Origin of the sequence: Amycolatopsis suaedae, assembly GCF_004214935.1 — a bacterium.
Lineage (GTDB): Bacteria > Actinomycetota > Actinomycetes > Mycobacteriales > Pseudonocardiaceae > Amycolatopsis > Amycolatopsis suaedae.
This window is the reverse complement of record NZ_SFCC01000003.1, coordinates 220,891-243,658: the sequence shown is the minus strand read 5'-3', so window position 1 is coordinate 243,658 and position 22,768 is coordinate 220,891. Positions and strand designations below refer to the sequence as shown.

At 71.0% G+C, this 22,768-nt stretch carries 19 protein-coding genes; 7 read left to right on the top strand and 12 right to left on the bottom strand.

The window, feature by feature from the left end; genetic code table 11:
• Positions 1-83 precede the first annotated feature (83 nt).
• Positions 84-263 (bottom strand): hypothetical protein, encoded by a 180-nt coding sequence (locus EWH70_RS07170; RefSeq protein WP_130474466.1) that lies wholly within the window; start codon positions 261-263, stop codon positions 84-86.
• Between the two features lie 27 nt (positions 264-290).
• A complete protein-coding gene (locus EWH70_RS07165; protein WP_130474465.1) occupies positions 291-1,748 on the bottom strand; it encodes a GGDEF domain-containing protein in 1,458 nt (485 codons plus the stop codon).
• A 339-nt stretch (positions 1,749-2,087) separates the two neighbouring features.
• Between EWH70_RS07165 and EWH70_RS07160 the strand changes: the two genes are divergently transcribed.
• Positions 2,088-3,320, top strand: a complete 1,233-nt coding sequence (locus EWH70_RS07160) for a cytochrome P450 family protein (protein WP_205669055.1) — start codon at positions 2,088-2,090, stop codon at positions 3,318-3,320.
• Here EWH70_RS07160 and EWH70_RS07155 read toward each other — a convergent pair.
• Positions 3,289-5,541 carry an ATP-binding protein gene (locus tag EWH70_RS07155; protein ID WP_165436190.1) on the bottom strand — a complete coding sequence of 751 codons (2,253 nt, stop codon included), beginning with the start codon at positions 5,539-5,541 and terminating at the stop codon, positions 3,289-3,291. The two genes, EWH70_RS07160 and EWH70_RS07155, sit on opposite strands and share 32 nt — an antisense overlap.
• Positions 5,542-5,715: 174 nt before the next feature.
• Between EWH70_RS07155 and EWH70_RS07150 the strand changes: the two genes are divergently transcribed.
• Positions 5,716-6,528 (top strand): hypothetical protein, encoded by an 813-nt coding sequence (locus EWH70_RS07150; protein WP_130474463.1) that lies wholly within the window; start codon positions 5,716-5,718, stop codon positions 6,526-6,528.
• Between the two features lie 58 nt (positions 6,529-6,586).
• On the opposite strand, the gene EWH70_RS07145 is transcribed toward EWH70_RS07150, so the two are convergent.
• The 6 genes from EWH70_RS07145 to EWH70_RS07120 all read right to left on the bottom strand — a co-directional run bounded on the left by EWH70_RS07145 (position 6,587) and on the right by EWH70_RS07120 (position 13,371).
• Positions 6,587-7,423: a hypothetical protein gene (locus EWH70_RS07145; protein WP_130474462.1), complete on the bottom strand. Its 837-nt coding sequence runs from the start codon at positions 7,421-7,423 to the stop codon at positions 6,587-6,589.
• Between the two features lie 312 nt (positions 7,424-7,735).
• Positions 7,736-8,953 carry a PP2C family protein-serine/threonine phosphatase gene (locus EWH70_RS07140; protein ID WP_130474461.1) on the bottom strand — a complete coding sequence of 406 codons (1,218 nt, stop codon included), beginning with the start codon at positions 8,951-8,953 and terminating at the stop codon, positions 7,736-7,738.
• A 125-nt stretch (positions 8,954-9,078) separates the two neighbouring features.
• On the bottom strand, positions 9,079-9,348 hold the full coding sequence (locus tag EWH70_RS07135; RefSeq protein ID WP_130474460.1) for an amphi-Trp domain-containing protein: 270 nt from the start codon (positions 9,346-9,348) through the stop codon (positions 9,079-9,081).
• Positions 9,349-9,419: 71 nt separating this feature from the next.
• Positions 9,420-11,450 (bottom strand): APC family permease, encoded by a 2,031-nt coding sequence (locus tag EWH70_RS07130; protein WP_420809038.1) that lies wholly within the window; start codon positions 11,448-11,450, stop codon positions 9,420-9,422.
• 87 nt (positions 11,451-11,537) lie between these two features.
• Entirely contained in the window at positions 11,538-12,683 is a 1,146-nt protein-coding gene (gene dgoD, locus EWH70_RS07125) for a galactonate dehydratase (RefSeq protein WP_130474458.1), read from the bottom strand.
• 10 nt (positions 12,684-12,693) lie between these two features.
• Positions 12,694-13,371 (bottom strand): TIGR00266 family protein, encoded by a 678-nt coding sequence (locus EWH70_RS07120; RefSeq protein ID WP_130474457.1) that lies wholly within the window; start codon positions 13,369-13,371, stop codon positions 12,694-12,696.
• A 143-nt stretch (positions 13,372-13,514) separates the two neighbouring features.
• On the opposite strand from EWH70_RS07120, the gene EWH70_RS07115 reads away from it, so the two are divergent.
• The 4 genes from EWH70_RS07115 to EWH70_RS07100 all read left to right on the top strand — a co-directional run bounded on the left by EWH70_RS07115 (position 13,515) and on the right by EWH70_RS07100 (position 17,433).
• Complete coding sequence (locus tag EWH70_RS07115) at positions 13,515-14,450, top strand: nucleoside hydrolase (RefSeq protein ID WP_240686875.1); 936 nt, start codon at positions 13,515-13,517, stop codon at positions 14,448-14,450.
• A 72-nt stretch (positions 14,451-14,522) separates the two neighbouring features.
• Positions 14,523-14,954 carry a hypothetical protein gene (locus EWH70_RS07110; RefSeq protein WP_205669054.1) on the top strand — a complete coding sequence of 144 codons (432 nt, stop codon included), beginning with the start codon at positions 14,523-14,525 and terminating at the stop codon, positions 14,952-14,954.
• Positions 14,955-15,049: 95 nt separating this feature from the next.
• The gene (locus tag EWH70_RS07105; RefSeq protein WP_130474455.1) at positions 15,050-16,450 is read left to right on the top strand and encodes an amino acid permease; all 1,401 of its coding nucleotides are present in this window, start codon (positions 15,050-15,052) and stop codon (positions 16,448-16,450) included.
• A 119-nt stretch (positions 16,451-16,569) separates the two neighbouring features.
• Positions 16,570-17,433 carry a LysR family transcriptional regulator gene (locus EWH70_RS07100; RefSeq protein ID WP_130474454.1) on the top strand — a complete coding sequence of 288 codons (864 nt, stop codon included), beginning with the start codon at positions 16,570-16,572 and terminating at the stop codon, positions 17,431-17,433.
• Here EWH70_RS07100 and EWH70_RS07095 read toward each other — a convergent pair.
• Positions 17,377-17,586 (bottom strand): hypothetical protein, encoded by a 210-nt coding sequence (locus tag EWH70_RS07095; RefSeq protein ID WP_130474453.1) that lies wholly within the window; start codon positions 17,584-17,586, stop codon positions 17,377-17,379. The two genes, EWH70_RS07100 and EWH70_RS07095, sit on opposite strands and share 57 nt — an antisense overlap.
• Positions 17,587-17,793: 207 nt before the next feature.
• On the opposite strand from EWH70_RS07095, the gene EWH70_RS07090 reads away from it, so the two are divergent.
• Positions 17,794-18,495, top strand: coding sequence for a S1 family peptidase (locus tag EWH70_RS07090; RefSeq protein WP_130474452.1), 702 nt, complete (start codon positions 17,794-17,796; stop codon positions 18,493-18,495).
• A 39-nt stretch (positions 18,496-18,534) separates the two neighbouring features.
• Here EWH70_RS07090 and EWH70_RS07085 read toward each other — a convergent pair whose 3' ends face one another.
• On the bottom strand, positions 18,535-21,639 hold the full coding sequence (locus EWH70_RS07085; RefSeq protein WP_130474451.1) for an amidohydrolase family protein: 3,105 nt from the start codon (positions 21,637-21,639) through the stop codon (positions 18,535-18,537).
• Between the two features lie 329 nt (positions 21,640-21,968).
• The gene (locus EWH70_RS07080) at positions 21,969-22,724 is read right to left on the bottom strand and encodes a TetR/AcrR family transcriptional regulator (RefSeq protein ID WP_240686847.1); all 756 of its coding nucleotides are present in this window, start codon (positions 22,722-22,724) and stop codon (positions 21,969-21,971) included.
• Positions 22,725-22,768: the final 44 nt, after the last annotated feature.

Sequence of the window (22,768 nt, the reverse complement as noted above, 5' to 3'; positions counted from 1 at the left end):
GCATTCGGGGAGTTCAAGTACCCCAATGCCACATTGGGGTACTTGAACTCCCCCAATGTGGCATTGGGGTACTTCACCGGCGTTCAGGACGCCGCGGCGCAGGTGTCGCAGCAGCGGTCGTCGTCCTGGTAGGACACCCGGCCGCAGTAGCGGCACTGGCGCCAGCGCAGCCGTCCCCTGACCCTGCCCCGGCGGGGCCGCATCGGCTCCGCCGGGTCGGCGAGGTCGTCGGCCCTGCGCCCGAACCACAGTCTCACTGTCATCACGTCACCCCCGAGACGTTCCAACCGTTACGCCACCTCGATCGCCAACCTGCCGGCCGGTTCACGGTGGTCGCGCTGCTTCGGAGCGGTCACCTCGGGCAGGTCGCCCGCCACCGCCACCCGGTCCCGGCCTGCGTGCTTGGCCTGGTACACCGCGCGGTCGGCGCGCTCCAGCAGTTCCTCGTAGTCCGTGCCGTGCTCGGGCGCCGCGGCGACCCCGATCGACACGGTGCACCCCGCCCTCGGCGGCAGCGCGGCGCCGCCGGCCTGGTCGGTGAGGCCGTCGATGTGCGTGTCCCGCACCGCCTGCCGCAACCGCTGCGCCAGCAGCTCGGCCTCGGCGACCGTGGTTCCCGGCAGCAGCACGGCGAACTCCTCGCCGCCGAACCGGCCGACGAGGTCGGTCCGCGACCGCACCTGGGCCCGCAGTGTCCTGGCGACGGCCTTGATCACCAGATCGCCGCCGGGGTGGCCGTAGGTGTCGTTCCACCGCTTGAAGTGGTCGAGATCGCACATCAGCATCGCCGTCGGCTGGCCGTGTGCCCTGTCCTCGATGACCGTCAGCTCGGCCATGGAACGGAACGTCTCGGCGTTGAGCAGCCCGGTCTTGCCGTCGTACCGGCTGCGCACATCGGCGGCCACCAGCAGCTGCTGCGTCCGGGTGAGCCGGATCAGCGCCGGTGTCACCACCAGCGGCACCAGCAACACGCTGAACGCGGCCACCACCGTGGCGCCGACGGCCAGCTGGAGCACGTGCACGAAGTCGGCGTTGTCCTGCCGCTCGCCGATCAGGTCCCGCAGCGTCCACCGCTTCCAGGCCAGCCCGCGGGCGATGCCGATGATCAGCGTCTGCGCGGCGAAGTACCAGACCGCGGCGCCCGCCAGAGCCGCGACGACGACGGCGATGTTGGCGGGTTCGCTCGGCAGCGTCCCGGTGTCGAAAACTCGCCCGATCGGGGTAAGCCGCGCGATGACGTAGACACCGAGCCAGCTCGCGGTGTGCGCGGCGGTGGTGAGCAGGTAGGTGGTCATCGGCTTGCGCGCGATGGAGTACCGCTGCAGCCGGATGACCAGCAGCAGCATCAAGGTGTACGCCGGGGGCAGCAGCACCGCCCCGGTGAACAGGAACACCGGCGTGTGCGAGATGTGCTCGACCTTGCCCTCGGTGTGCCGGCCCTGCTCCTCCGGTCCCTGGGTGTGCACGAGGTACCAGACGGTGCAGGCCAGCAGGACGCCGAACCAGGCGAGATCGGTGAGGTTGTGGTCGGCGGTCACGGCGGCGTAGCCGGTGGCCGCGGCCACTCCCAGCTCCACCAGCAGCATCCAGACGATCGCCATCGGCGGCAGCGCCCACAGGCCCCAGTCCCGTGGGTGGGTGAGCACTCGCCAGCATCGCTTACGCAGCCGCCACACCCGGAGCGCGGCCAGCCGGAGGGCGGCGAGGACCCGGACCGCGGCACCTTGCCGAGGCCGTATCCGCCCCATCCCGCTCACCCGGCCCTTCCCGCCTTCCCCGCGACTTCGGAGTGCGCTGAACGACCCAGCCCTGCTGCGCGGCGCCCAGACGACGCCTCGCTGCGTTGTCGGATCACCCGAGTACGACCCCGGTACGAGGGCGATCCTCCGCCTTGCGAGCCGCCGCCTGGATCACCGCTCGCGACGGGCCGGGACGTTCAGCACACTCCTGGCGCTACTTACCGTGCACTTTCCGATAGTGGCGGGCTCGCGCGCTCACGGTAAGAGTTGGGGCGTTGACAGAATGCGTCGGCAACTGGCAACCGACTAAAGGGTCACATTTGTCCGGGCGCGAGTCATCGTAAGCGCATGTCCCACGCCGGCCCCGCCATGTTCGGTCCCGAGTTCGACCGCAACCCGTCCCCCGCCTACGCCTGGCTGCGGGAACGTCCCCCGCATCGCATCGACTTCCCCGGCGGGGCGTGGGCCTGGCTGATCACCCGGTACGAGGACGCGGTAACCGCGCTGACCGAACCCAGCCTGGCGAAAAGCCCGGAGGCAGGCAACCCCGCGTGGCGGGTTTCCGGGATGGGCCTGCCGCTGGACCACCGGCCGACGCTGGCGTCGCACATGATCAACGCCGACCCGCCCGACCACGCCCGGCTCCGCAAGGCGTGCGCGGGCGCGTTCACCGCCCGGCGGATGGAACTGCTGCGCGAACGCACCCAGCGGCTCACCGAGGACCGGCTGGCCGCCATCCGCGAGCGCGGCCACGGCGACCTGGTCGCCGAACTGGCCTACCCGCTGCCCATCGCCATCATCTGCGACCTCATCGGCATCCCCGAGCACGCGAGGGAGGAGGTGCACCGGTGGGCCATGGTGATCGACTCGTCCGACGACAGCGACAACACGAAGGTCGCCGAGGCCACCGACGCGCTGGAGCGTCTGGTGACCGAGGTCGTCGCGGCCAAACGGAACGAACCAGGCACGGACCTGATCAGCGACCTCATCAAGCAGGAAACCGAGGGCAAGCTCACCGCGGACGAGGTCGTGTCCACGGCGTTCCTGGTGCTGATCGGCGGGCACGAGACCACGGTCGGCCTCGTTGCCACGTCGGCGCTGGCGCTGCTGACCCATCCCGAGCAGGCGGAGCGGGCCCGGGTCGACCCGAAACACCGCACCGCCGTCATCGAGGAGACGCTGCGGCTGCACAGCCCGCTGCAGAACGCCACCTGGCGGTTCCCCACCAGGGAACTGGAGATCGGCGGGCGCACCATGCGTCCCGGCGACCCGATCCTGATCTCACTGCTCGCCGCCAACCGCGACCCGTCCGCGTTCGACGAGCCGGACACCTTTCGTCCCGGTGAGCGCGACCGCACCCGCAAGCACATCGCGTTCGGGCTGGGCCCGCACATCTGCATCGGCGCGGCGCTGGCCCGCATCCAGGGCGACGTCGTCGTCGAGACCCTGCTGCGCCTGCTGCCCGACGCGAAGCTCGCGGTCCCCGAGGACGAACTGCGGTGGTGGCCCAGCCCAATCACCAGGGGGCTCTACGAGCTGCCGATCGAACTCACCCGGCAGCCGTCAGCCGCGACCGGATGACGGCCACCTTGCGGTCGTCGAGGTCGGCGACGAGTTCCTCGGCCGAACGCCAGCTCGTCACGGCCTCCTCGGTGCGGCCGAGTTCGGCGAGAACACAGCCGCGGACGTCGAGCGCGTCGGCGACGCCCCAGGTGTCCCCGCAGGTGCGGTAGGAGCTGACGGCGTCCTCGGCGTAGGCCAGCGCCTGCTCGAGGTCGTCGAAATGCAGGCAGGCACGGGCAAGTGGCACCAGCGCGTAGCCCCGGCCCTGCTCGTCACCGGCCTCGGTGTAGAACTCCAGCGCGCGTCTGCCGTTGTCCATGGCCTTCTCGCGTTCGTTCAGCGAGCGGTAGGCCCTGCCGAGGTGGACGCGCCCGGTCGCCTCGCCGAAGCGGTAACCGAGTTCGACGGCGCGGGCGACACCACGTTCCAGGTAGCGCGCGGCGTCGGCGTACTGCTCGCGTTCGTGCGCGACGTTGCCGAGGCCGACCAGCGCCCAGACGTGGTAGATCGTCGGGTCGGTGCGCTCGGTCCGCTCGCAGATCTCCAGTGCCCTGGTGTAGAGCGCGTGGGTGCGTTCCATGTCGTGGCGGCGGCGGTGTGCCTCGGCGAGGTTGGTGCACACCCACACGATGCCCTCGTCGTGCCCGCTCGCCTCCGCCGCGGCGAGCGCGACGTCGTGGCTGGAGATCCAGGTTTCCCACGGCCGGTTGATCAGATGGAAGTCGAACAACTCCACCGGGAGCCGCCAGGCGATCTCGTGCAGCCCGCTGTCCAGCGCCAGTTGTGCCACCGGCGTGATGCTGCCCAGTTCGGCGACGCACCACTGGTAGGCGTCGTTGAAGTCGGTGAACGTCATGGGTTCCACGCCCTCGGGCGGTTCGCCGAGGTAGTCGTGGTGCCCGCGGTTCGGTGTGAGGACCGCGCAGGCGCTGTTGACGCTGTGCAGATACCAGGCGGCCAGCCGGTGCACGGCCTGCGCGCGCTCGTCGTCCCACTTCGCGGCGGCGGCCTCCTCGGCGGCATAGCTGCGCAGCAGGTCGTGGAACTGGAAGTAGTCGCGGCTGGTCTGCTGGATCAGGTGTGCCTCGAGCAGTTCCTCCAGCTGCCCGCGCACCGTGCCGAGCGGGAGACCCGCCAGCGCCGCCGCGGCGGCGAAGCTGATGCGCGGCCCGGGATGCAGGCCCAGCAACCGGAACAGCCGGGCGGCCGGCGGACTCAACGCACGGTAGGACCAGGAGAACGCGGCGCGGACGTTGATCGTGTCGTCGTCGCCGACGGCCAGCATCTCCAGGCCGAACTCCTCGGCCAGTTCGTCGACCGTGCGGTGCGGATAGCGGGCGATCCGCTCCCCGGCGATGCGGACCGCGAGCGGCAGCGAGGCACACAGCTTCACCACACGGTCGACGGCGTCCTGCGCACCGCGTGCCCGGCCGGGGCCGATCAGGGTGGCGAGCAGCTTCGCCGCCTCCTGCTCGGCCAGCGGCGCGAGCGCGACCGGTGTCGCGCCGGGGTCGACCATCAGGCCGCCGAGGCGTTTGCGGCTGGTCACCAGCACCGGGCAGGTCGGCATGCCGGGCAGCACCGGGCGGACCTGCTGGGAGTCCACGGCGTTGTCCAGCACGATGAGGTAGCGCCTGCCGTGCAGGAGGCTGCGGAACAGCGTGCCGCGCATCGCCTCCTCCGCCGGGATGCGGTCCGGGGTGACGCCGAGGCCGCGCAGCAGGTCCTGCAGGATTTCCGACGGCTGCGCGGGAACGCCCGCGCCGTAGCCACGCAGGTTGGCGAACAGCACGCCCTCGTACCGTTCGTGCACCCGGTGGGCCCAGCGCAGCGCGAGCGCGGTCTTGCCGACGCCCGGCGGGCCCGCGACCAGGACGACCGAGGCCGAGCCGGCGTCGTCCAGGCTCGCCGCGGTGGCCTCGTCGAGTTCGGCCAGCTGGGCGTCGCGGCCGACGAACCGGGCTGGGGCGGCGGGAAGCTGCGACAGGTGCGCGTACATCTCCGCCCGCGCCGCGGCGGCCAGCGTGATCAGCACGCCGGACGCGCCGAGTTCCTGGTCACAGAGCTTGGCTATGGTCTGCGACGGTGTCCGTTTGCCGCTTTCCAGCCTGCTCAGCGTGCTCTTGTGGATGTGGATGCGCGCGGCCAGGTGGTCCAGCGACAGGCCGGCGTCGCGGCGGTGCGTGCGCAACGCGTCGCCGAACTGCCTGGCCGCGACAGACACCTCGTCGTCGTTCATCGCGCCCCCGTCCCTCCGGCTCGAGGAGGTGAGCCCCATGCGTGACAGGGAGATGTGAACGGCTCAGGAACTGCGTGAGCGAACCATGACTCCTGGTGCACGCCGTCCATTCTGTCGGACGGCGACCGGATCGCACAGCTCGCCTGGTCAGCGGTGGTGTGCTTGGCTGGCCCGATGGATTTGCGGTCGGTTGTCGACGAGCTGTACGGCGGCACGCGGGAGGACTTCACCGCCGAACGAGACGAGCGGGTCAAACGCGCCCGCTCGGCCGGCGACAAGGAGCTGGCCAAGCAGATCGCCGGTCTGCGCAAGCCGACCATGGCCGCCTGGCTCGTCAACCGGCTCGCTCGCGAGCATCACGATCAACTGGTCGAGCTGACCGAGGTCGGCGAGAAATTGCGCACCGCGCACCAGCAGCTGGCCGGTGACGACCTGCGGGCCCTGTCGCGGCAACGGCACGAGCTGGTCGACGGCCTGCTGGCGCGGGCGCGGAAGCTGGGCCAGGTCAGCGACAGCGTGGCACGGGAGGTCACCGAGACCCTGGCCGCCGCGACGTCCGACGCCGAGGCGGCCGAGGTCGTGCTCGGCGGCTGTCTGAGCACGGCGCTGGATCCCTACGCGGGCGAGAGCTGGCTGACCGCGGCCGCGGTGGCGCCCGCCCCGCGGGCTCCCGACCGGGAGGCCGAGAAGCGGCGGGAAGCCGAGGCACGCAAGGCACGCGAGGCCGAGAAGGCCGCGGCGGAGGCGGCCTCGAAGGAGGCGGAGCGGCAGGCCGCCCGCAGGGCGGCGGAACTGGATCGCCTGCGGCGCAGGGCGGAGACGGCCCAGGCGGCGGCCGACGAGGCCGAGCGGGAACTGGCCGACGCCGAGCGCACCCTGCGCCAGGCCACCAAGGCCGCGGACGCGGCCCGCCGCCGCGCCGAGTCGGCGCGTGCGAAGGCGGACGACGCCCGCCGCGCCGTCACCGACCGCGAGTCCGAGTCCTGAAACACGTGAAGGCCACCTTCATCACGTCTGACGTGGTGAAGGTGGCCTTCACGTGCTCTCAGCTACAGCGCCAGACGGTGGGCTGCTCGACGCCGTTCACCTTGCGGGAGCCGGCGACGGCACCGTCGTCGCCGACGGTGTTGGCGACCGTGTCCGCACCCAGCGTCGCGTCCAGGGCACCGAGGCGCCACACCGCGGCCTGGCCGTTCTTCGCGACGCCCGCGCTCAGCCCGTCCCGGTTGATGTCCACGGCCGTCTCGCCGTTGGGCAGCTTGCGCGCGACACCGTCGGTGTTCCAGAAGACGGCGTCCTCGACCCACTGGCCCGCCGAGTTCTGGTAGTACAGGCTGCCAACGACGCGTCCCGCCGACACGGACTCACCACGCAGGTCGCCGTTCGGGGTGGTCTTGCCCAGCGCGGTGAGCTTGCCGTCCTTCAGGAAGTGCGGCCGCTGCTGGGTCAGGCTGCTCTCGGGCACGTTGACCAGCACCGTGCCGTCCTCGTCGAGCCCGGCGATGTTGGCCGTCTCCGGAGCGCCGGGGATCTTCTCCACCGTGCCCGGCTTGCTCGCCGGCCACCGGATGGCCGTGATGGGGCTGGAACGGCTGGTGCGGGAGCCGCCGGCGATGTCACCCTTGTCGTTGATACCGGCCGACGGGAACGTCATGGTCGCGCCGGTGAGGGCGGGCAGTGTTTCCGTGCCCGTTCCGGTGGTGCGGAACGGGGTGATGCGCGGCGGGATGCTGGGAGCGCCCGCGGTCGTCGAGCCGACGATCGTGCCCGCGCGGTTCTGGTCGTACACCCGGATCGAGCCGAAGCGCGACGAGAAGGACCCGTAGTCGGTGATTCTGCCGTTCTTCCAGCCGATGATGTGCGTGCTGTCGGAAAACTTCACCGTGCCCGCGAAACCACCTTGATGGTCGGTCGCGCTCACCACACCGGAAATACCGCCGGCGGGAAGCGGAAGTGCGGTCGGCTGCCAGCCGCACGCTTCCGCGGCAGCCGACATCGTGCCTGGTCCGGCAATCATCGCCGTCGCGAGGGCAGCACCGAACAACAGACGAGAAGTGCGTCTCATCAATTTTCCTTTCCCCAATTCGGGAAAAACGCGAGAGAGAATGAGAATTCAAAACTAGCATGATGCCGGCGCGTCACGGAACGTTCGGTAACGGCGTCTCGCCAGCGGTACGGATGCGCGAAAAAGCCGTCAGCCGGCTGTTACGCCCAGGCGTCTCGCGACGATCAGCGCGACGTCGTCCTCCGGGGCAGCGTTGCCGACCATCACCGACATGGCGCGGGCGCACACGGTCTCGGCACGGTCAACCAGCAGCGCACCGCGTAGCCGCTCCAGGCCGTCGTCGAGCGGGATGTGGCGGCGTTCGACGAGCCCGTCGGTGTAGAACGCGAGCACGCTGTCCGGCGGGAGTGCCACCTCGGTGGTGTGCCGCGGCATGGGTTCACGCCACAGGCCGATCGGCGGATCCGGTTCGGCAGGCACCAGTTCGGCGCCGCCGGTCGTGGCGAGCACCGGCGGCAGGTGCCCGCCCAGCGACAGCCGCAGCCGGTCGTGGGCGGGGTCGATCACGCCGTACCCCACGGTGGCCATCACTCCGTGCTCGAAGTGACCGGCCTTGCGGTCCAGTTTGCCCAGTACCTCGCCGGGGTCGTCGCCGTCGAGTGCGTAGGCCCGCAACGCGCTACGCAGCCTGCCCATCACGACGGCAGCCTGCAGACCGTGGCCCGCGACGTCGCCGATCACGATCCCCAGCCGGTCGCCCGGCAGCGGGAACAGGTCGTACCAGTCCCCGCCGACCGCGGCCTTGGCGCCGGGAACGTAGCGCGCGGCGAACTCCATGTCGTCGATGCTCGGGAGCCGGCCGGGCAGCAGGCTGCGCTGCAGCGCCGAGGCCGCCGCGCGCTCGGCGGTGGTCGCCTCCGCCTGCATCGCCAGCGCCAGCCGGCCGGCGACCAGCTCCAGCAGTTCGACGTCGCCCGCGGTGAACTCCCGCTGTTTCAGCGAACCGATGTGCACGACACCGATCAGGTCACCGCCGACCAGCATCGGCGCGCCGAGGAGGGTCTTGAGGCCCTTTTCCCAGAGCAGCGGGTTGACCACCGTCGTGCTGTCGACGTGGTCAACCGTCACCGGCTCGCGCAGGGCGGCTACCCGGCCGGCGAATCCGGCGCCGACGGGAACCCGCACGCCCTGGAAGACCTCCTCCTCCAGACCCGCCGCGGCGACGGCCACCAGCTGCTCGGCCGACGGTTCGTACTGCAGCACGGTGGCGGTGTCCACCCCGAGCAGATCACGCAGCCGGTTCAGCAGCCGTTCGAGGAGGGTGTCCAGGTCGAGGTGCCCCAGCGCGCTGTCGGTGACAGCCTCGAGCGTTCGCAGGCGCTCGTCCCTGTCAGCCGGTTCGGACACGGAGGGAGCCTAGCGCGGCCGGAAAACCGCACGTCCCGGGACGCCCGAAGCACGTGAAGGCCACCTTCACCACGTGAGACGTAATGAAGGTGGCCTTCACGTGCTTTGGACGAGACGGAAGGGCGTCAGACGACGGGCGACTGCTCGGCGTCGTCGTCCTCCTCTTCGGCCTCGGGGATGTCCCACTTCAGCTGGAACTCGATCTCCTCCTCGCCGTCCCCGCGCTCGTGCTCGATGGAGAACTGCGCCCTGGCGGGAACCCGGATCCGCTCCCCGGCGATCTGGATGCGGAACGGCGTCTCGGTCTCCAGCGCGTCGGCTAGCCTGCGCAGCTTCGCCACGACATCGGCGGTGGAGTAGATGCGTTCGACATCGCGGGGGCTGGTCTCTGCCACGGTGACCTCCGGCTCGGGCTCCTCGGACGGGTGCCTGTGGCGTCATTCAATCGTGGGACCGGCGACGGCGTCTAACCGCCGACGTGGATGCCCGGCCGCCGGGACGGGTCCTCCTCGTCGTGCTGCCGCAGGATCTCCCGCACCACCGGCGGCGTGTCGCCCTGCCCGAGGATGAGGTAGCGGAACAGGTGCCCGAGCGGATTGCCCTCCGACCATTCGAAGTAGCAGTGCGGCCGCACGCCGGTGCTGTCCCGCAGGGCCAGCAGCACGGCGGCGATGGCGTTGGGCACCGCCGGGCTGTCCACCCGCAGGATCCGGTGCCCGGCGACCTCGACGCCGCGTACCTGCAGCACGTCGCTGAAGTCCGACGGGTCGATGACGTCGATCTCCAGGAACAGCACGTCATTCGACCGCGGCACCGGGTTGAGGCCGCGCTGCTCGCCCTCCTTGGCCGAGTACTCGGCCTCGTCACCGGCCTGCCGCTTGTTGGCGATGATGTCGAGCTGGCCGTCGAACGCGATCGACTCGGTGATGAACCGGCGCGCGGCGTCGTCGAACTCGATGCTGTCGGCCCGCAGCTCGGTCGTCCTGGTGACGCGGGAGATCAGCGAGACGACGATGACGCCGAGGATGAACACCGCGGAGATGGCGATGCCGTCCGGCTTTTCGATGATGTTCTCCGCCAGCGCGTAGAGCAGCACCAGGGTGAGCACGGCCGACCCGGCGACCGCACCCCGGCGGCGCCTGCGGGCCGAGGAGATCAGCACCGCGACCGCACCGGACACCATCATCGCCAGGATTCCGGTGGCGTAGGCACCCGCCTGGGAGTTGACGTCCGCGCCGAACGCGATCGTGATACCGATGCTGATCAGGGTGTAGACCACCACCACCGGCCGCACCGCCCTGCCCCAGTCCGGCGCCATGCCGTAGGACGGCAGGTAGCGGGGCACGATGTTGATCAGGCCCGCCATCGCCGACGCCCCGGCGAACCACAGGATCAGCACGCTGGAGATGTCGTAGGCGGTGCCGACCACCTCGCCGAGGTACTGGTGGGCGAGGTAGGCCATGGCCCGGCCGTTGGCCGCGCCGCCCGGCTCGAACTCCTTGTGCGGGATGAGCACGGTGGTGACGAAGCTGGTGCTGAGCAGGTACACCGACATGATCACCGCGGCGGTGGTCAGCAGCCGCCGGGTGTTGCGGATCCGCTTGGCGAGGCGCTCGGCCGCCGACTTCCCCTCGGCCGCGACCAGCGGCATCATGCTGACGCCGGTCTCGAAGCCGGACAGGCCCAGCACCAGGCTGGGGAACGCGAGGATGGCGGGCCCGACGATGTCGGTGACGCCACCGCGTCCGGAGGTCAGCGCGTCGGTCCAGGCGGTGAACGTCTCCGGGCGGCCGAGCACCTCGATGACGCCCGCGCCGACCACGACGGCGTTGAGCAGGAGGAACACCGCGACCAGCGGGATGGCGACGCCGACGGCCTCGGTGAAGCCGAGCAGGAACACGCCGCCGAGGATCAGCAGCAGCACCACCGTGATGGTGACCTCGTGGCCGTGCAGGAAGCCCGGCGTGATCGGGTTCTCCAGCAGGTGCACGGTGGCGTCGGCCGACGACAGGGTGATCGTGATGATCCACGACGTCGCCACGAAACCGAGCAGTACCAGCACGAAGATCTTGCCCCGCCAGAACGGGAGCAGATCCTCCAGCATGGCCACCGACCCCTGGCCGTGCGGGCTCTCCTTCGCCACCCGCCAGTACATCGGCAGCATTCCGAACAACGTCAGCACGACGATCAGCAACGTCGCCAGCGGGGAAAGCGCGCCGGAAGCCAGCGCGGCGATTCCAGGCAGATAGGACAATGTCGAGAAATAGTCGACGCCGGTGAGGCACATGACCTTCCACCACGACTGTGGCGTTCCGTGCCCCTCACCGCTCTCCGGCCCGACGGGTGGCACCCGGTGCTGCAACAGCCACCGGGAAAACCGTGTGCTGGGCTGTTTCGGACGGACAGGGCTGTCCACACAGGCCGGGACAACCAGCTCATCCGTACTGCTCACACTTTCCTCCAGTGGATTTCCCAGATCACGGTGCACGTCCAGCATGCCCGTTTCCGAAATCCTGCCGGTGGCACCTACGGATCTTTACGCGATATTTGCGCGAAATCCGACAAAGGGGATCAGCGAAGCAAGTCACCACTCGGCGAGCGCGCCGTCCGGCGTGCGCCAGACCGGGTTGCGCCAGCGGTGCCCGGACTCGGCGGCCCGTTCCACCGCGGCCGTGTCGACCTCGATTCCCAGCCCCGGCCCGGTGAACCGCTCGACGTAGCCGTCCCGGTAGCCGAACACCGACGTGTCCACCAGGTAGTCCAGCAGGTCCGACCCCTGGTTGTAGTGGATGCCGAGGCTCTGTTCCTGGATGAGCAGGTTCGGCGTGGCGAACCCGAGCTGCAGGCTGGCCGCGAGCGCGATCGGGCCGAGCGGGCAGTGCGGGGCGAGCGCGACGTCGTAGGCCTCGGCCATGGCGGCGATGCGCCGCGTCTCGGAGATGCCGCCCGCGTGCGAGAGATCCGGCTGCGCCACGGCGATTCCCTTGTCCAGCACGCGTTTGAAGTCCCAGCGGGAGTACAGCCGCTCGCCGGTGGCGATCGGGATGCTGGTCGACGTCACGACGTCGCCGATGTGCTCACTGCACTCCGGCACCACCGGTTCCTCGACGAAGAACGGCAACAGCGGCTCCAGCAGCGGCAGCACCCGCCGTGCCATGGCCGTGGTGAGCCTGCCGTGGAAGTCCACCGCGATGTCGAACCCCGGCCCGGTCGCTTCGCGGACGCTGGCGACCCGGTCGACGATCCCGGTCACCGCCTCGGGGGTGTCGATCCGGGCCAGTGCGCCGGAGGCGTTCATCTTCACCGCGGTGAAGCCGTGTGCCTGCCGTTCCAGCGCGGCCTGCGCCACCTCGGCCGGTTCGTCGCCACCGATCCAGCTGTACACCCGGATCCGGTCGCGCACGTGTCCGCCGAGGAGCTGGTGCACCGGCACACCGAGCGACTTTCCCGCGATGTCCCACAACGCCTGGTCGATTCCCGCGACGGCGCTGGACAGCACCGGCCCACCCCGGTAGAAGCCGCCCTTGGTCAGGGTCTGCCAGTGGTCCTCGATGCGCAGCGGATCCTGGCCGACGAGATAGTCGGCCAGTTCCCCGACCGCCGCCGCGACCGTGGCGGCGCGTCCCTCGACGACCGGTTCGCCCCAGCCGGTGAGGCCCTCGTCGGTGTCGATCCGCAGGAAGCACCACCGGGGTGGGACGAGATAGGTACGCAGTGAGGTGATCCGCACCGGGGCGACGTTAGCCCTTGCCGACCCGGCCGGCCAACCACGAGACGAGGGCGCTGGGGTTGCGGGTCTGGGTGTAGACCTGGCCGGGTCCGGTGAAGTCGAACACCAGCGCCTCGCCGCTCTTCACCGACTGCAGCACCCCGGCGGCGACCTTGCGGGTGGTGGACTGGACGGTGTCGGCGTAGGCGACGACGTGACCGGAGTCGATCGTGATCGTCTCGCCGGGTTGCAGCACCACCGACTCGAGCGCGCCGTAGCAGGCGATGACGAGCTGCCCCTGGCCGGTGACGTGGGTGAGGAAACCGCCCTCACCGCCGACCAGCTTGCCGAAACCGCCCCACTTGGTCTCCGTCTCGACGCCGTGCGACGACGCCAGCCAGCAACCCCGCGTGACGCACCAGCCGACGCTGCCGTCCAGGTCGATGACCTGGCTGTCGCCCGGGAGGTTGGACGCGACGTCGACCCAGCCGCCGTCCTGCGGCGCGGTGTAGGTGGAGACGAAGAACGACTCGCCACCGAGCACAGCCCGGCTGAGGCCCTTCATGAGCCCGCCCTGGGCCTTGGCCGAGACATCGACGCCGTGGCTGGTGGCCACCATGGCGCCGGACTCGACCCGCACGGGCTCGCCGGGGTCGAGCAGCAGCCTGGCCACGGCGAACGACGGGCGCTGACGAATGTCTACCTTCATCGGGATTCTCCTGAGCACCGGGGATGTGCGACGTCAGCCAGCATTGGGCCACGGCCACGATCCGGTCATCGACCGGCGGGATGACGCCGGAATACCACCAGCGGCTGACAGGCGCGGATTTCTGGCACAATCCGGGCGTGCGGATGGTCATCGACACCGATCCCGGCATCGACGACGCGGTCGCGCTGCTGTACCTCGCGGCGCAGCCCGGCGTGGAGATCGCCGCCGTCGGAACGGTTCACGGCAACGTCGAGGCGACGGCAGGTGCCCGCAACGCGTTGCAGATCCTCGACGTGGCAGGGCTCGCCGACGTCCCGGTCGCCATCGGCGCCGCGCGCCCGCTGGCCCAGCCGCCCACGTTCGCCGAGTTCATCCACGGCGCCGACGGGCTCGGCGGCCACGGCGTCGAACTGGCCGACGGCCGCGGCACGGTCGAGGAATCGGCTGCCGAGCAGCTGGTGCGGCTGGCCCGCAGGCACCCCGGCGAGCTGACCGTCCTGGCCATCGGCCCGCTCACCAACCTGGCGCTCGCGCTGCTGCTGGAGCCCCGGTTGCCCGCGCTGCTGCGCTCCGTCGTGGTCATGGGCGGCTCGGTCAACGCCCCGGGCAACATCACCGGCCAGGCGGAGGCCAACACCGCGCACGACCCGGAAGCGGCGGACCTGGTCTACGGCGCGGGCCTGAACCTCACCCTGGTCGGCCTGGACGTCACCGAGACCGCCCGCGCGGACGCGGCCTGGCTCGACCGGCTCGCCGCCGCGACGACCCCGCGGGCCCGCTTCGCCAGCAGGCTGCTCAACCACTACGCCACGGTGTACGAGGGCCTGTTCAGCGAGCACATCGTGACGCTGCACGACGCGCTGGCCGCGGCCATCGCGGTCGATCCCACGCTGGCGACCTACGGCGAGCACGTCGTCGACGTGGAGCTGCGCGGCACCCACACCCGGGGCCGCACCGTCGTCGACCTGCGGCCGTACCGGCTGGCCGGGCAGGACCAGACGAGGCCGCCGGTCCGCGTGGCGACCGCCGTCGACGCGCCGGCCTTCCTCGACCGCATGGCCGCCGCGCTCCTGGACTGACCGCCCGATCTCCGGGGCGGGTCGGTGATTACCCCGATGTGATCGGGCTTGCGCGGCAATAGGTTTCCGCCCATGACGAACCGCGAGGACGTGCGCCCGGCCGGGATTCCGGTGGCCCGGCGGTGGGCCACCGGCGCCGCCGCGCTGTACGTGTTGTGGGGGCTGCTGCACATGGGCCTCGGCGTGTCGATGGTGATCAGCGCCCTCGCCGACGGCGTACCCGGCGCCGAGCTGGCAGCCGAGAGCCTGTTGTTCTTCGTCTGCGTGACGGTGCTGGGCGGGCAGGCCATCTTCGTCGCGCTGACCATGAACCGGGTGAACAGCCGCGCCGGGTACTGGATCAACGTCGTCGTGCTGGGGATCGTCGACGTCGCCTTCCTGCTGCTCCTCGTGCTGCCCGGCCACGTCGACCTCGTCGGCGGGACCGCGGGTCCGGTCATCTGGCTGCTGGCCAGCGGCTGCGCGACCGTCGCGTTGCTGCGGGAGCCCGGGCGCGCAGTCTGACCCCCGCAGCGGCATCGACCGGCCGGGGAATAGGGTGCGGTCCACCGGCAGCGTGAACGCTTGCTAACCGGAAGGGTCGAGCACGGAGGACCACCATGGATCAGCAGCAGACCAGTCCGAACGTCGACGACGAGGGCTACGAACGGGGACTCAAGAACCGGCAGATCAGCATGATGGCGATCGGCGGCGCCATCGGGGTCGGGCTCTTCCTCGGCGCGGGGGCCGCGATCGAGGCGTCGGGACCGGCGCTGATCGCCTCGTATGCCCTGGCCGGCGTCGTCATCTTCCTCATCATGCGGGCACTCGGCGAACTGCTGGTGTACCGGCCCGTTTCGCGTAGTTTCGCCGACTACGCCGAGGAGTTCCTCGGCCGGTTCGCGGCATTCGCCACCGGCTGGGTGTACTGGCTGATGTGGGTGGTCACCGCGATGGCCGAGATCACCGCGGCCGGAATCTACGTGCAGTACTGGTTCCCCTCGATCCCGCAGTGGGTCACCGCGGCGGTCGTGCTCGGCCTGCTGTTCCTGGCCAACCTCATCTCGGTGAAGGTGTTCGGCGAGTTCGAGTTCTGGTTCTCGATGATCAAGGTGGTCACGATCGTCGGCGCCATCCTGCTCGGGCTGGCGGTGATCCTGTTCGGCTTCGGACCGGCCGGTGACACCGCGTCGTTCGCGCACCTGTGGGACCACGGCGGGTTCTTCGCGGGCGGCGTCGACGGCGCGCTGCTCGCCCTGCAGAGCGTCATGTTCGCCTACCTCGGCGTGGAGCTGATCGGCCTTACCGCCGGCGAGGCGCGCGACCCGCAGAAGGTGCTGCCCAAGGCCATCAACAACGTGGTCGTGCGGATCGCCGTGTTCTACGTCGGCGCGCTGGTCGTGCTGCTGTCGCTGGTCCCGTGGACGGAGTTCCGCGAGGGCGAGAGCCCGTTCGTCAAGGCGTTCGACGTCATCGGCATCCACGGCGCGGCCGGGATCATCCAGTTCGTCGTGCTGACCGCGGCGCTGTCGTCGTGCAACTCCGGCATCTACTCCACCGGCCGCATGCTGCGCACGCTGGCCGTGCAGCGCTCGGCGCCGAAGGCGTTCACCAAGCTGTCCAGCCGCAAGGTCCCCGCGGCCAGCATCTACGCCTCCGCGGCGGTCATGGCACTGGGCATCCTGATCAACGCCGTGGTGCCGGAGAAGGCGTTCACCTACGTCACCAGCGTCGCCACCGTCGGGGTGCTGTGGACGTGGGGCGTGATCCTGGTGTGCCAGCTGCGCTACCGGCGCAAGGCCGACGCGGGCGAGCTGCCGAAGTCCGGCTTCCGGATGCCCGGCGCGCCGTGGACCGGCTACTTCGGACTGGCGTTCCTGGCGCTGGTGGTGGTGCTGCTCGGGTTCTCCGAAGACACCCGGATCGCGCTGTACGTCACGCCGGTCGTCGGCGTGCTGATCGGCGTCGGCTACCTGGTCGTGCGCAAGCGCCAGGCCGCGCTGGAGACAGCCCCCCGCTAGGTCGGGCCCGTCGGCGTCTGGACTGACGAGCCCAAAGGCCGCTCAGCGGCCGACGGCGAGGAGGGAAGACGCCGACTCAGGGGGGCCGACCACGCCCGAACGAAGAGAGGGCAGAAGCTATCGAGATTCGGCAGCTGGAGCACTTCCTCGCCGTCGTCCGCGGCGGCGGGTTCACCGCGGCTGCCCGGGATGTCCACATTGTCCAGTCGGCACTGAGCGCGTCGATCCGCAAGCTGGAGAACGAGCTGGGCACGCCGCTGTTCGAACGCACCACCCGGCGGGTGGTGCTGACCGAGGCGGGCCAGGCACTTCTGCCGGTCGCCGGGCGCATCCTCGCCGACGTCGAGGCGGCCCGCGGCGAGGTCGCCGCGGTCGCGGGCCTTGCCCGCGGCCGGGTCGCGGTCGGCACCGTCCAGACGCTGACCGTCGTCGACCTGCCCGGCGCGCTGGGCCGCTTCCGGCAGAACTACCCCGGCGTGCGGGTGCACGTCCGCGACGGGATGGTGCCCGACCTGATCGCCGCGGTCGCGTCCGGGGAACTCGACCTCTCCTTCGTGGCCGTCGAGGCGGTGCTCCCGGAGGACGTGGTCAGCTTCCGGCGGTGGGACCAGCGGCTCGGGCTGCTCACCCACCCCGGCCACCGGCTCGCCCGGCGGCGCCGGGTGCGGCTGGCCGAACTGGACGACGAGCCGTTCGTCGTGTTCTCCGGCAGCGGCCTGCACTCGATCCTGGAGCGCCGGTTCGCCGACGCGGGCATCCGGTACAACCAGGTCTGCGAGACGCCGCACATCCCGCTGCTGATCGACCTCGTGGCCGCGGGCCTCGGCGTCAGCATCGTGCCCGAGGACATCGCCGAACGGTCCGGGCTGCCCTGCGCACGTATCGAGCAGCCCAGCCTGCGCCGCCATGTTCACCTGATCGGCCGATCAGCGGTCCCCGCCAACCCGGCGGCCCGCGCGCTGCTCGCTCAGCTCACCGGCTGACCGGGCCGCGTACAGCAAGGCGGCGCCGCCACACATCGCCACCAGCGCGAGGATCGGCGACCCCGCCACCAGGAGCACCGCCGCGACGACCAGGACGCGGCCGCCGATGCCCAGCAGCACCCTGGCGGTCGCGGCGTCGTCACGGGGATCCATCCACCGAGTATTCGGCTCACCCGAATGTTCTGTCCAACGCAAAGATCAGAACCGATTGAGCGATGGAACAGATCAATCCACTACTGAGTAAAATCCCCCCGGCCGGCCACGGAGTCTTTCGTCGGTACCCCGGCACCACCACGCGGCCTACCGTCTGTCGGCACACCGGATCCCCGGTGCCCCGTGAACCCCGAAAGGACCTCGACCGTGAGCCGAGTCCGTACCCTCGGCGCCGCCTGTGCGGCGACCGCCACGCTCGCCCTGACCCTGCTCGGTGCCGGCACCGCCGGCGCCGGGGTGCAGCCGAACATCGTCGGCGGCGGCACCGCGCCGTCCGTGCCGTGGGGTGCCCAGGTCTACGTCAGCGGGAGCTTCAACTGCTCCGGCACCATCATCGCCCCGCAGTGGGTGCTCACCGCCGAGCACTGCCTCGGCAGCTCGATGAGCGTCCGGGTGGGCAGCAACAACCTCGGCTCCGGCACGCACGTCACGGTCGACCAGCAGCGGGTGTCGCCGGTCGGCGACGTCGCGCTGCTGCACCTGACCAGGGCCGTCAACACCACCTACATCACCCTCGGCAACGCCGACCCGGCGGTGGGCTCGACCAACCAGATCTACGGCTGGGGCCGCACGACCCCGACCGGTCCGGCCTCGCCGGTACTCAAGACCGCCAACGTCCAGGTCACCGGGCGGTCGGTGGACGCCTACGGCGGACCGGCCATCCAGAGCCGCGGCATCAACGGCGCCGCCTGGAAGGGCGACTCCGGCGGCCCGCAGATCTCCGGCGGCCGTCAGGTCGGTGTCGCGTCCACCGTGCAGAACCAGGGTGGCAGCAACCCCAACGGCACCAACAACTACGCCAGCGTGGCCAGCAGCCGCTCCTGGATCAAGCAGGTGTCGGGCGTCTGAGTGACCCCGGGGCGCGCCCGCCGCGGCGGGCGCGCCCCTTCACAGTCCACAGCAGACCGGCCGGACCCACTCGGGTTCGTGCCACCAGTACTCCGGGTCGTGGGTGTGCGCCGTGGCCGGGGCCGACGTCGCCACCGCGGTCGCCGCTCCCGCGGCCGGTGCGGCGAACGGCGCCAGCAGGTCGTCCACCGTGTGCAGCACACCGCCCGTCATCACCTTGCTGACCGCGGCGGCGGCCCGGATGTCGGCCAGCGGGTCACCCTCGACGAACGCCAGGTCGGCCACCGCGCCGGGCGCGATCCGGCCCAGCCGGGAGTCCAGCCCCAGCCAGCGGGCCGGGTTGACGGTCGCCGTCCGCAGCGCCTCGTACGGCGTGAACCCGTACCGCACCATCGCGCGCAGGTTGGTGTGCAGGGATATCGCCACGTTGTCCAGCGGTGCGTCGGTACCCGCGATGACGAACCCGCCGCCACGGTGGATCCGCAGCACCATGTCCACATTGGCCGCCAGCATCTCCCGCATCGCGGCGGCCGGCGGCAGCTTCGCCTCCTCGGCCTTGGTGACCAGCCGCTCGTACTCCCACGCCGGGTAGAGCGCCCTGGTCCGCCGGTCGTCCACCAGGGAGCGGTCGTCGGCGTAGAGCACGGCGGAGTTGAACAGTGTCGGCGTGACCGACATACCCGACCTGGTGAACAGCGTGACGACGTCGCCGTAGGCGCGGCCCAGCCTGCTGACCGTGTGCGAGTAGCCGAGCCGGTTGGTCGCGCCGGTGTGTTCCATGCCGTCCATGCCGATGTTCTCGGCCGGGTACAGGTAGTGCGACGACAGCGGCAGGCCGGCCCGGTGTGCCTGCCGCACCGCCTCTCGCTGGGACCGCACCGGCAGCCGGACGTAGGTCTTGATCAGGTCGTAGCCCAGCTCCCTCGCCCGTTCGAATTCGGGGCCGAGCTGCTCGGCGGAGCGGGTGGTGCGCATGAAGTTGTAGTAGATCCGGGAGCCGTCGATGGCCTCGCCGGTGGCGAAGTACCGCGGCCCGGTCCGCCGCCCGCCGTCGAGTGCCTCCCTGGTCTCCACCATCTGGTACGCCGGATCGCCCGGCGAGCGGGTGGTGGTGATGCCGTAGGCCAGCCACAGCCTGCCCTGCCGGTCGCCCCACTGCCGCCCGCGCAGGTGCCAGTGGTTGTGCGCGTCGATCAGCCCCGGCATCACCGTGAGCCGCGATGCGTCCACTGTGGACCGGCCGGGCAGGTGCGGCAGGACGGCCTCGATGCGGTCACCGGCGATGACGATGTCGACGTCGCGGCGCAGCGCGGTGGCCTCGCCGTCCCACACGGCACCGGCGTGGACGACGGTCCGGTCCCGCACGCGGGCCCGCCGCCAGTGCAGGTCGAGCGGGATCGTGCGGGCCCGCCCGCCGGCGACCCCGGCGATCCGCAGCCTGCCGTTGTTCAGGTACAGCAGGCGATCCGGACCGGCCCAGGACAGCGAGTCGGTGACCTCGTGGGTGACCTGCCGCGCCGGGCCCAGGTGCCGTCCGGCGGGGTCGACGTCGACCACCCAGGCCGCGGACTCGACGGTGAACGCCAGCATCCGCCCGTCCGGCGACCACACCGGGCCGTCGTCACCGCGGGTGGCGATGGACCGGCCGGGAACGGGCTCGGTGTAGGTCAGCCCGCCGGTGGCCAGGTCGACGGTCAGGATCTGGCTGGTGCCCTCGCGGAACCGCTTCGAGTTCGGCTTCACCGCGGCCAGCGCGAGCACGCGGCCGTCCGGCGACCAGGTCGGGCGTCCCGGCATGAACAGCGTCGGAGTCACCTGCTTCACCTCGCCGGAGGCCACGTCGAGCACCCAGGTGGCGCCGTCGTGGTCGGAGTAGGCGATCCGGGCGCCGTCGGGTGACCAGCGCGGCGTCAGCTGCGCGCCGGGCAGGGCGGTGAGCCGCCGGTCCTGCCCGCTGCGCAGGTCACGTACCCACAGGTCGGCGGTGCCCGCGCGGTCGCTGCTGTAGACCAGCGAGTTTCCGTCCGGTGAGAAGTCCGGGTCGGAGGCGAAGTAGCCGTCGTCGACGAGCTTGACCGGCTTGCCACCCGTCACCGGGAGCAGCCACAACGCGTTCAGCGCGCGGAAGGCGATCCGGGAGCCGTCCGGTGCCACGACCGGGCCTGCGATGCCGCGGACCGGGCGGGGGCCGGTCGAGTCGAGATCGGGGACGGCACGCCGGTAGTCCCGCCGCGAGACAACGGGAACCTCGGCCTGGAACGGGATCGGGCGGGCGTCCCCGGCGGACGGCCTGCGCCGGATCTGCCCGTTCGCGGTGTAGACCAGCTCGCCGGAAGCAAGCCAGGACGCCGCGAACCCGAACACATCCTCCCCGCGGGTCACCGCGGTGCCGCCGACCACGAGGTCCGCGTTCGCGCCGGTCAACCGGACATGGCTGATGGCACCGTCGGGGGTGAAGGCCGGGCCGAACACCGTCGTGCCCTCCGCCGGCTCGACCAGCCGGGTGACCTGGCCGGTGGCCACGTCCACCGCGTCGACAGCCGTGTTGTCCACGGTGTAGGCGACCCGCCTGCCGTCCGGCGACCAGGCCGGCATCGCCTCCTCGGTGGCGGTGTCGGTGAGCGCGCGGACGGCGCCGGTGGCCAGTTCGTAGGTGAACACCCCGTAGCTGCTGCCGCCGCGGTCCGACGCGAACGCGAGGTACCTGCCGTCCGGGGAGAACTTCGGTTCGCGGTGGTCGAACGGCCCGCTGGTGAGCTGACGCAGCCCGCCGCCGTCGGCGCCGATGACCCACAGGTGGTAGTTGCCGTCGCGGTACGACTGGAAGACCAGGCTGCGGCCATCGGGTGACCAGTGCGGCTGGGTGGCGTCCTGCAGGTCGTCGGTGAGCCTGCGGGCCGGGCCGCCGTCGATCGGCAGTACCCAGATGGCGGTCAGCAGGTCCATCGCCACCCAGCGGCCGTCGGGTGAGACCGCCGCCGCGATGTTGGTGCCCTCGGTGATGCGGGCCCGTCCCGTCGCATCGGGTTCGGCGGCCAGTGCTCCCTGCGGAAGCAGTGCCGCGCCGGTGACGACGGCCGCCGCCTGCCCGGTCCGGACCAGCAGGTCGCGCCGGGTCAGCGCGCCGGATTCCTCGGTTGCCATGCGGGCCTCCCATGTCGACCTTGGCCACGCGAGCGGAGCCGACGGTCTGATCGCTGAGCACTTGATCTTCGACTTTGGTCGTAGCCCCCGGTACCGAAGATCGATGTGCGATGCACAGTCCCGTTCCTACTCTCGGGTCGTGGGCAGGATCAAGGGACGACCGGCGGATAGATCGCCACGATGATCCCGATCGAACGTGCCGGCTCCCGCGGCCCCGCCGAGGTCGTACCGCGCCGGCGCAGCTACGGCCGCACCTGACTCCCCCCTCGCGTGTGGCCGTAGTCCCGCGGCACCGGCCGGAATTCGCCCTCCGGCCGGTGCCGCACCCCTCACCGCCGTGACACCGCGTCGATGGCCGCCGCGACGCCGTCGAGGATCAGCTCCAGCCCGAACGCGAAGTCGCCGTCGGCGTCGGCACCGGGCTCCGGCTCGAACACCCGCGCGGTGAACAACTCGGCCGCGTCCGGGAACCGGTCCGGGGTGACCAGCCCGGCCAGGCTTCTGCCGTAGTCGCGCTCGACCTGCTCCTGGCTGAGCCCGGTGGCGGCGCGGCCTGCCGCGAGCTGTCCCTCCAGCACGAGCGCCTGCCGGACGTATCCGCTCACCACGTTGAGCACGCCGACCTTCGTCCCGGGATCCAGCCCGGTGTCGCGCAGCGTGCGTAGCAGGGCGTCCATCCAGCCGACGGCGTTCGGCCCCCGCGGTGGCCCGGCGACCGGCACCCCGACCAGCCAGGGATGCAGGGCGTACCGGGCCCGGATGGCCGCGGCCCACCGGCGCAGGCCCTCCCGCCAGTGCCCGGCGCCGAGGTCCGGGGCGGCGCCCGTCGCGTGGTCGGCCATCAGCTCGACGAGTTCGTCCTTCGACCCGACGTGGCGGTACAGCGACATCTTCGTGAAGCCCAGTACCTGGGCGACCTTCTGCAGCGTCACGCCGTCGAGCCCGTCCCGGTCGGCCAGGTCGACCGCGGCGGTCACGACGCTGTCGACGTCCAGCGCGGCGGGCCTGCCCAGGCGCGACGGCGCCGGAAGCCGCCACAGTCTCGCCAGCCCGGCGGGCATCTCCTGGTCATCCACAGCAGGCACCCCTATAGTGTCTCATAGATACTATCCCTTGGATACTTAATCGG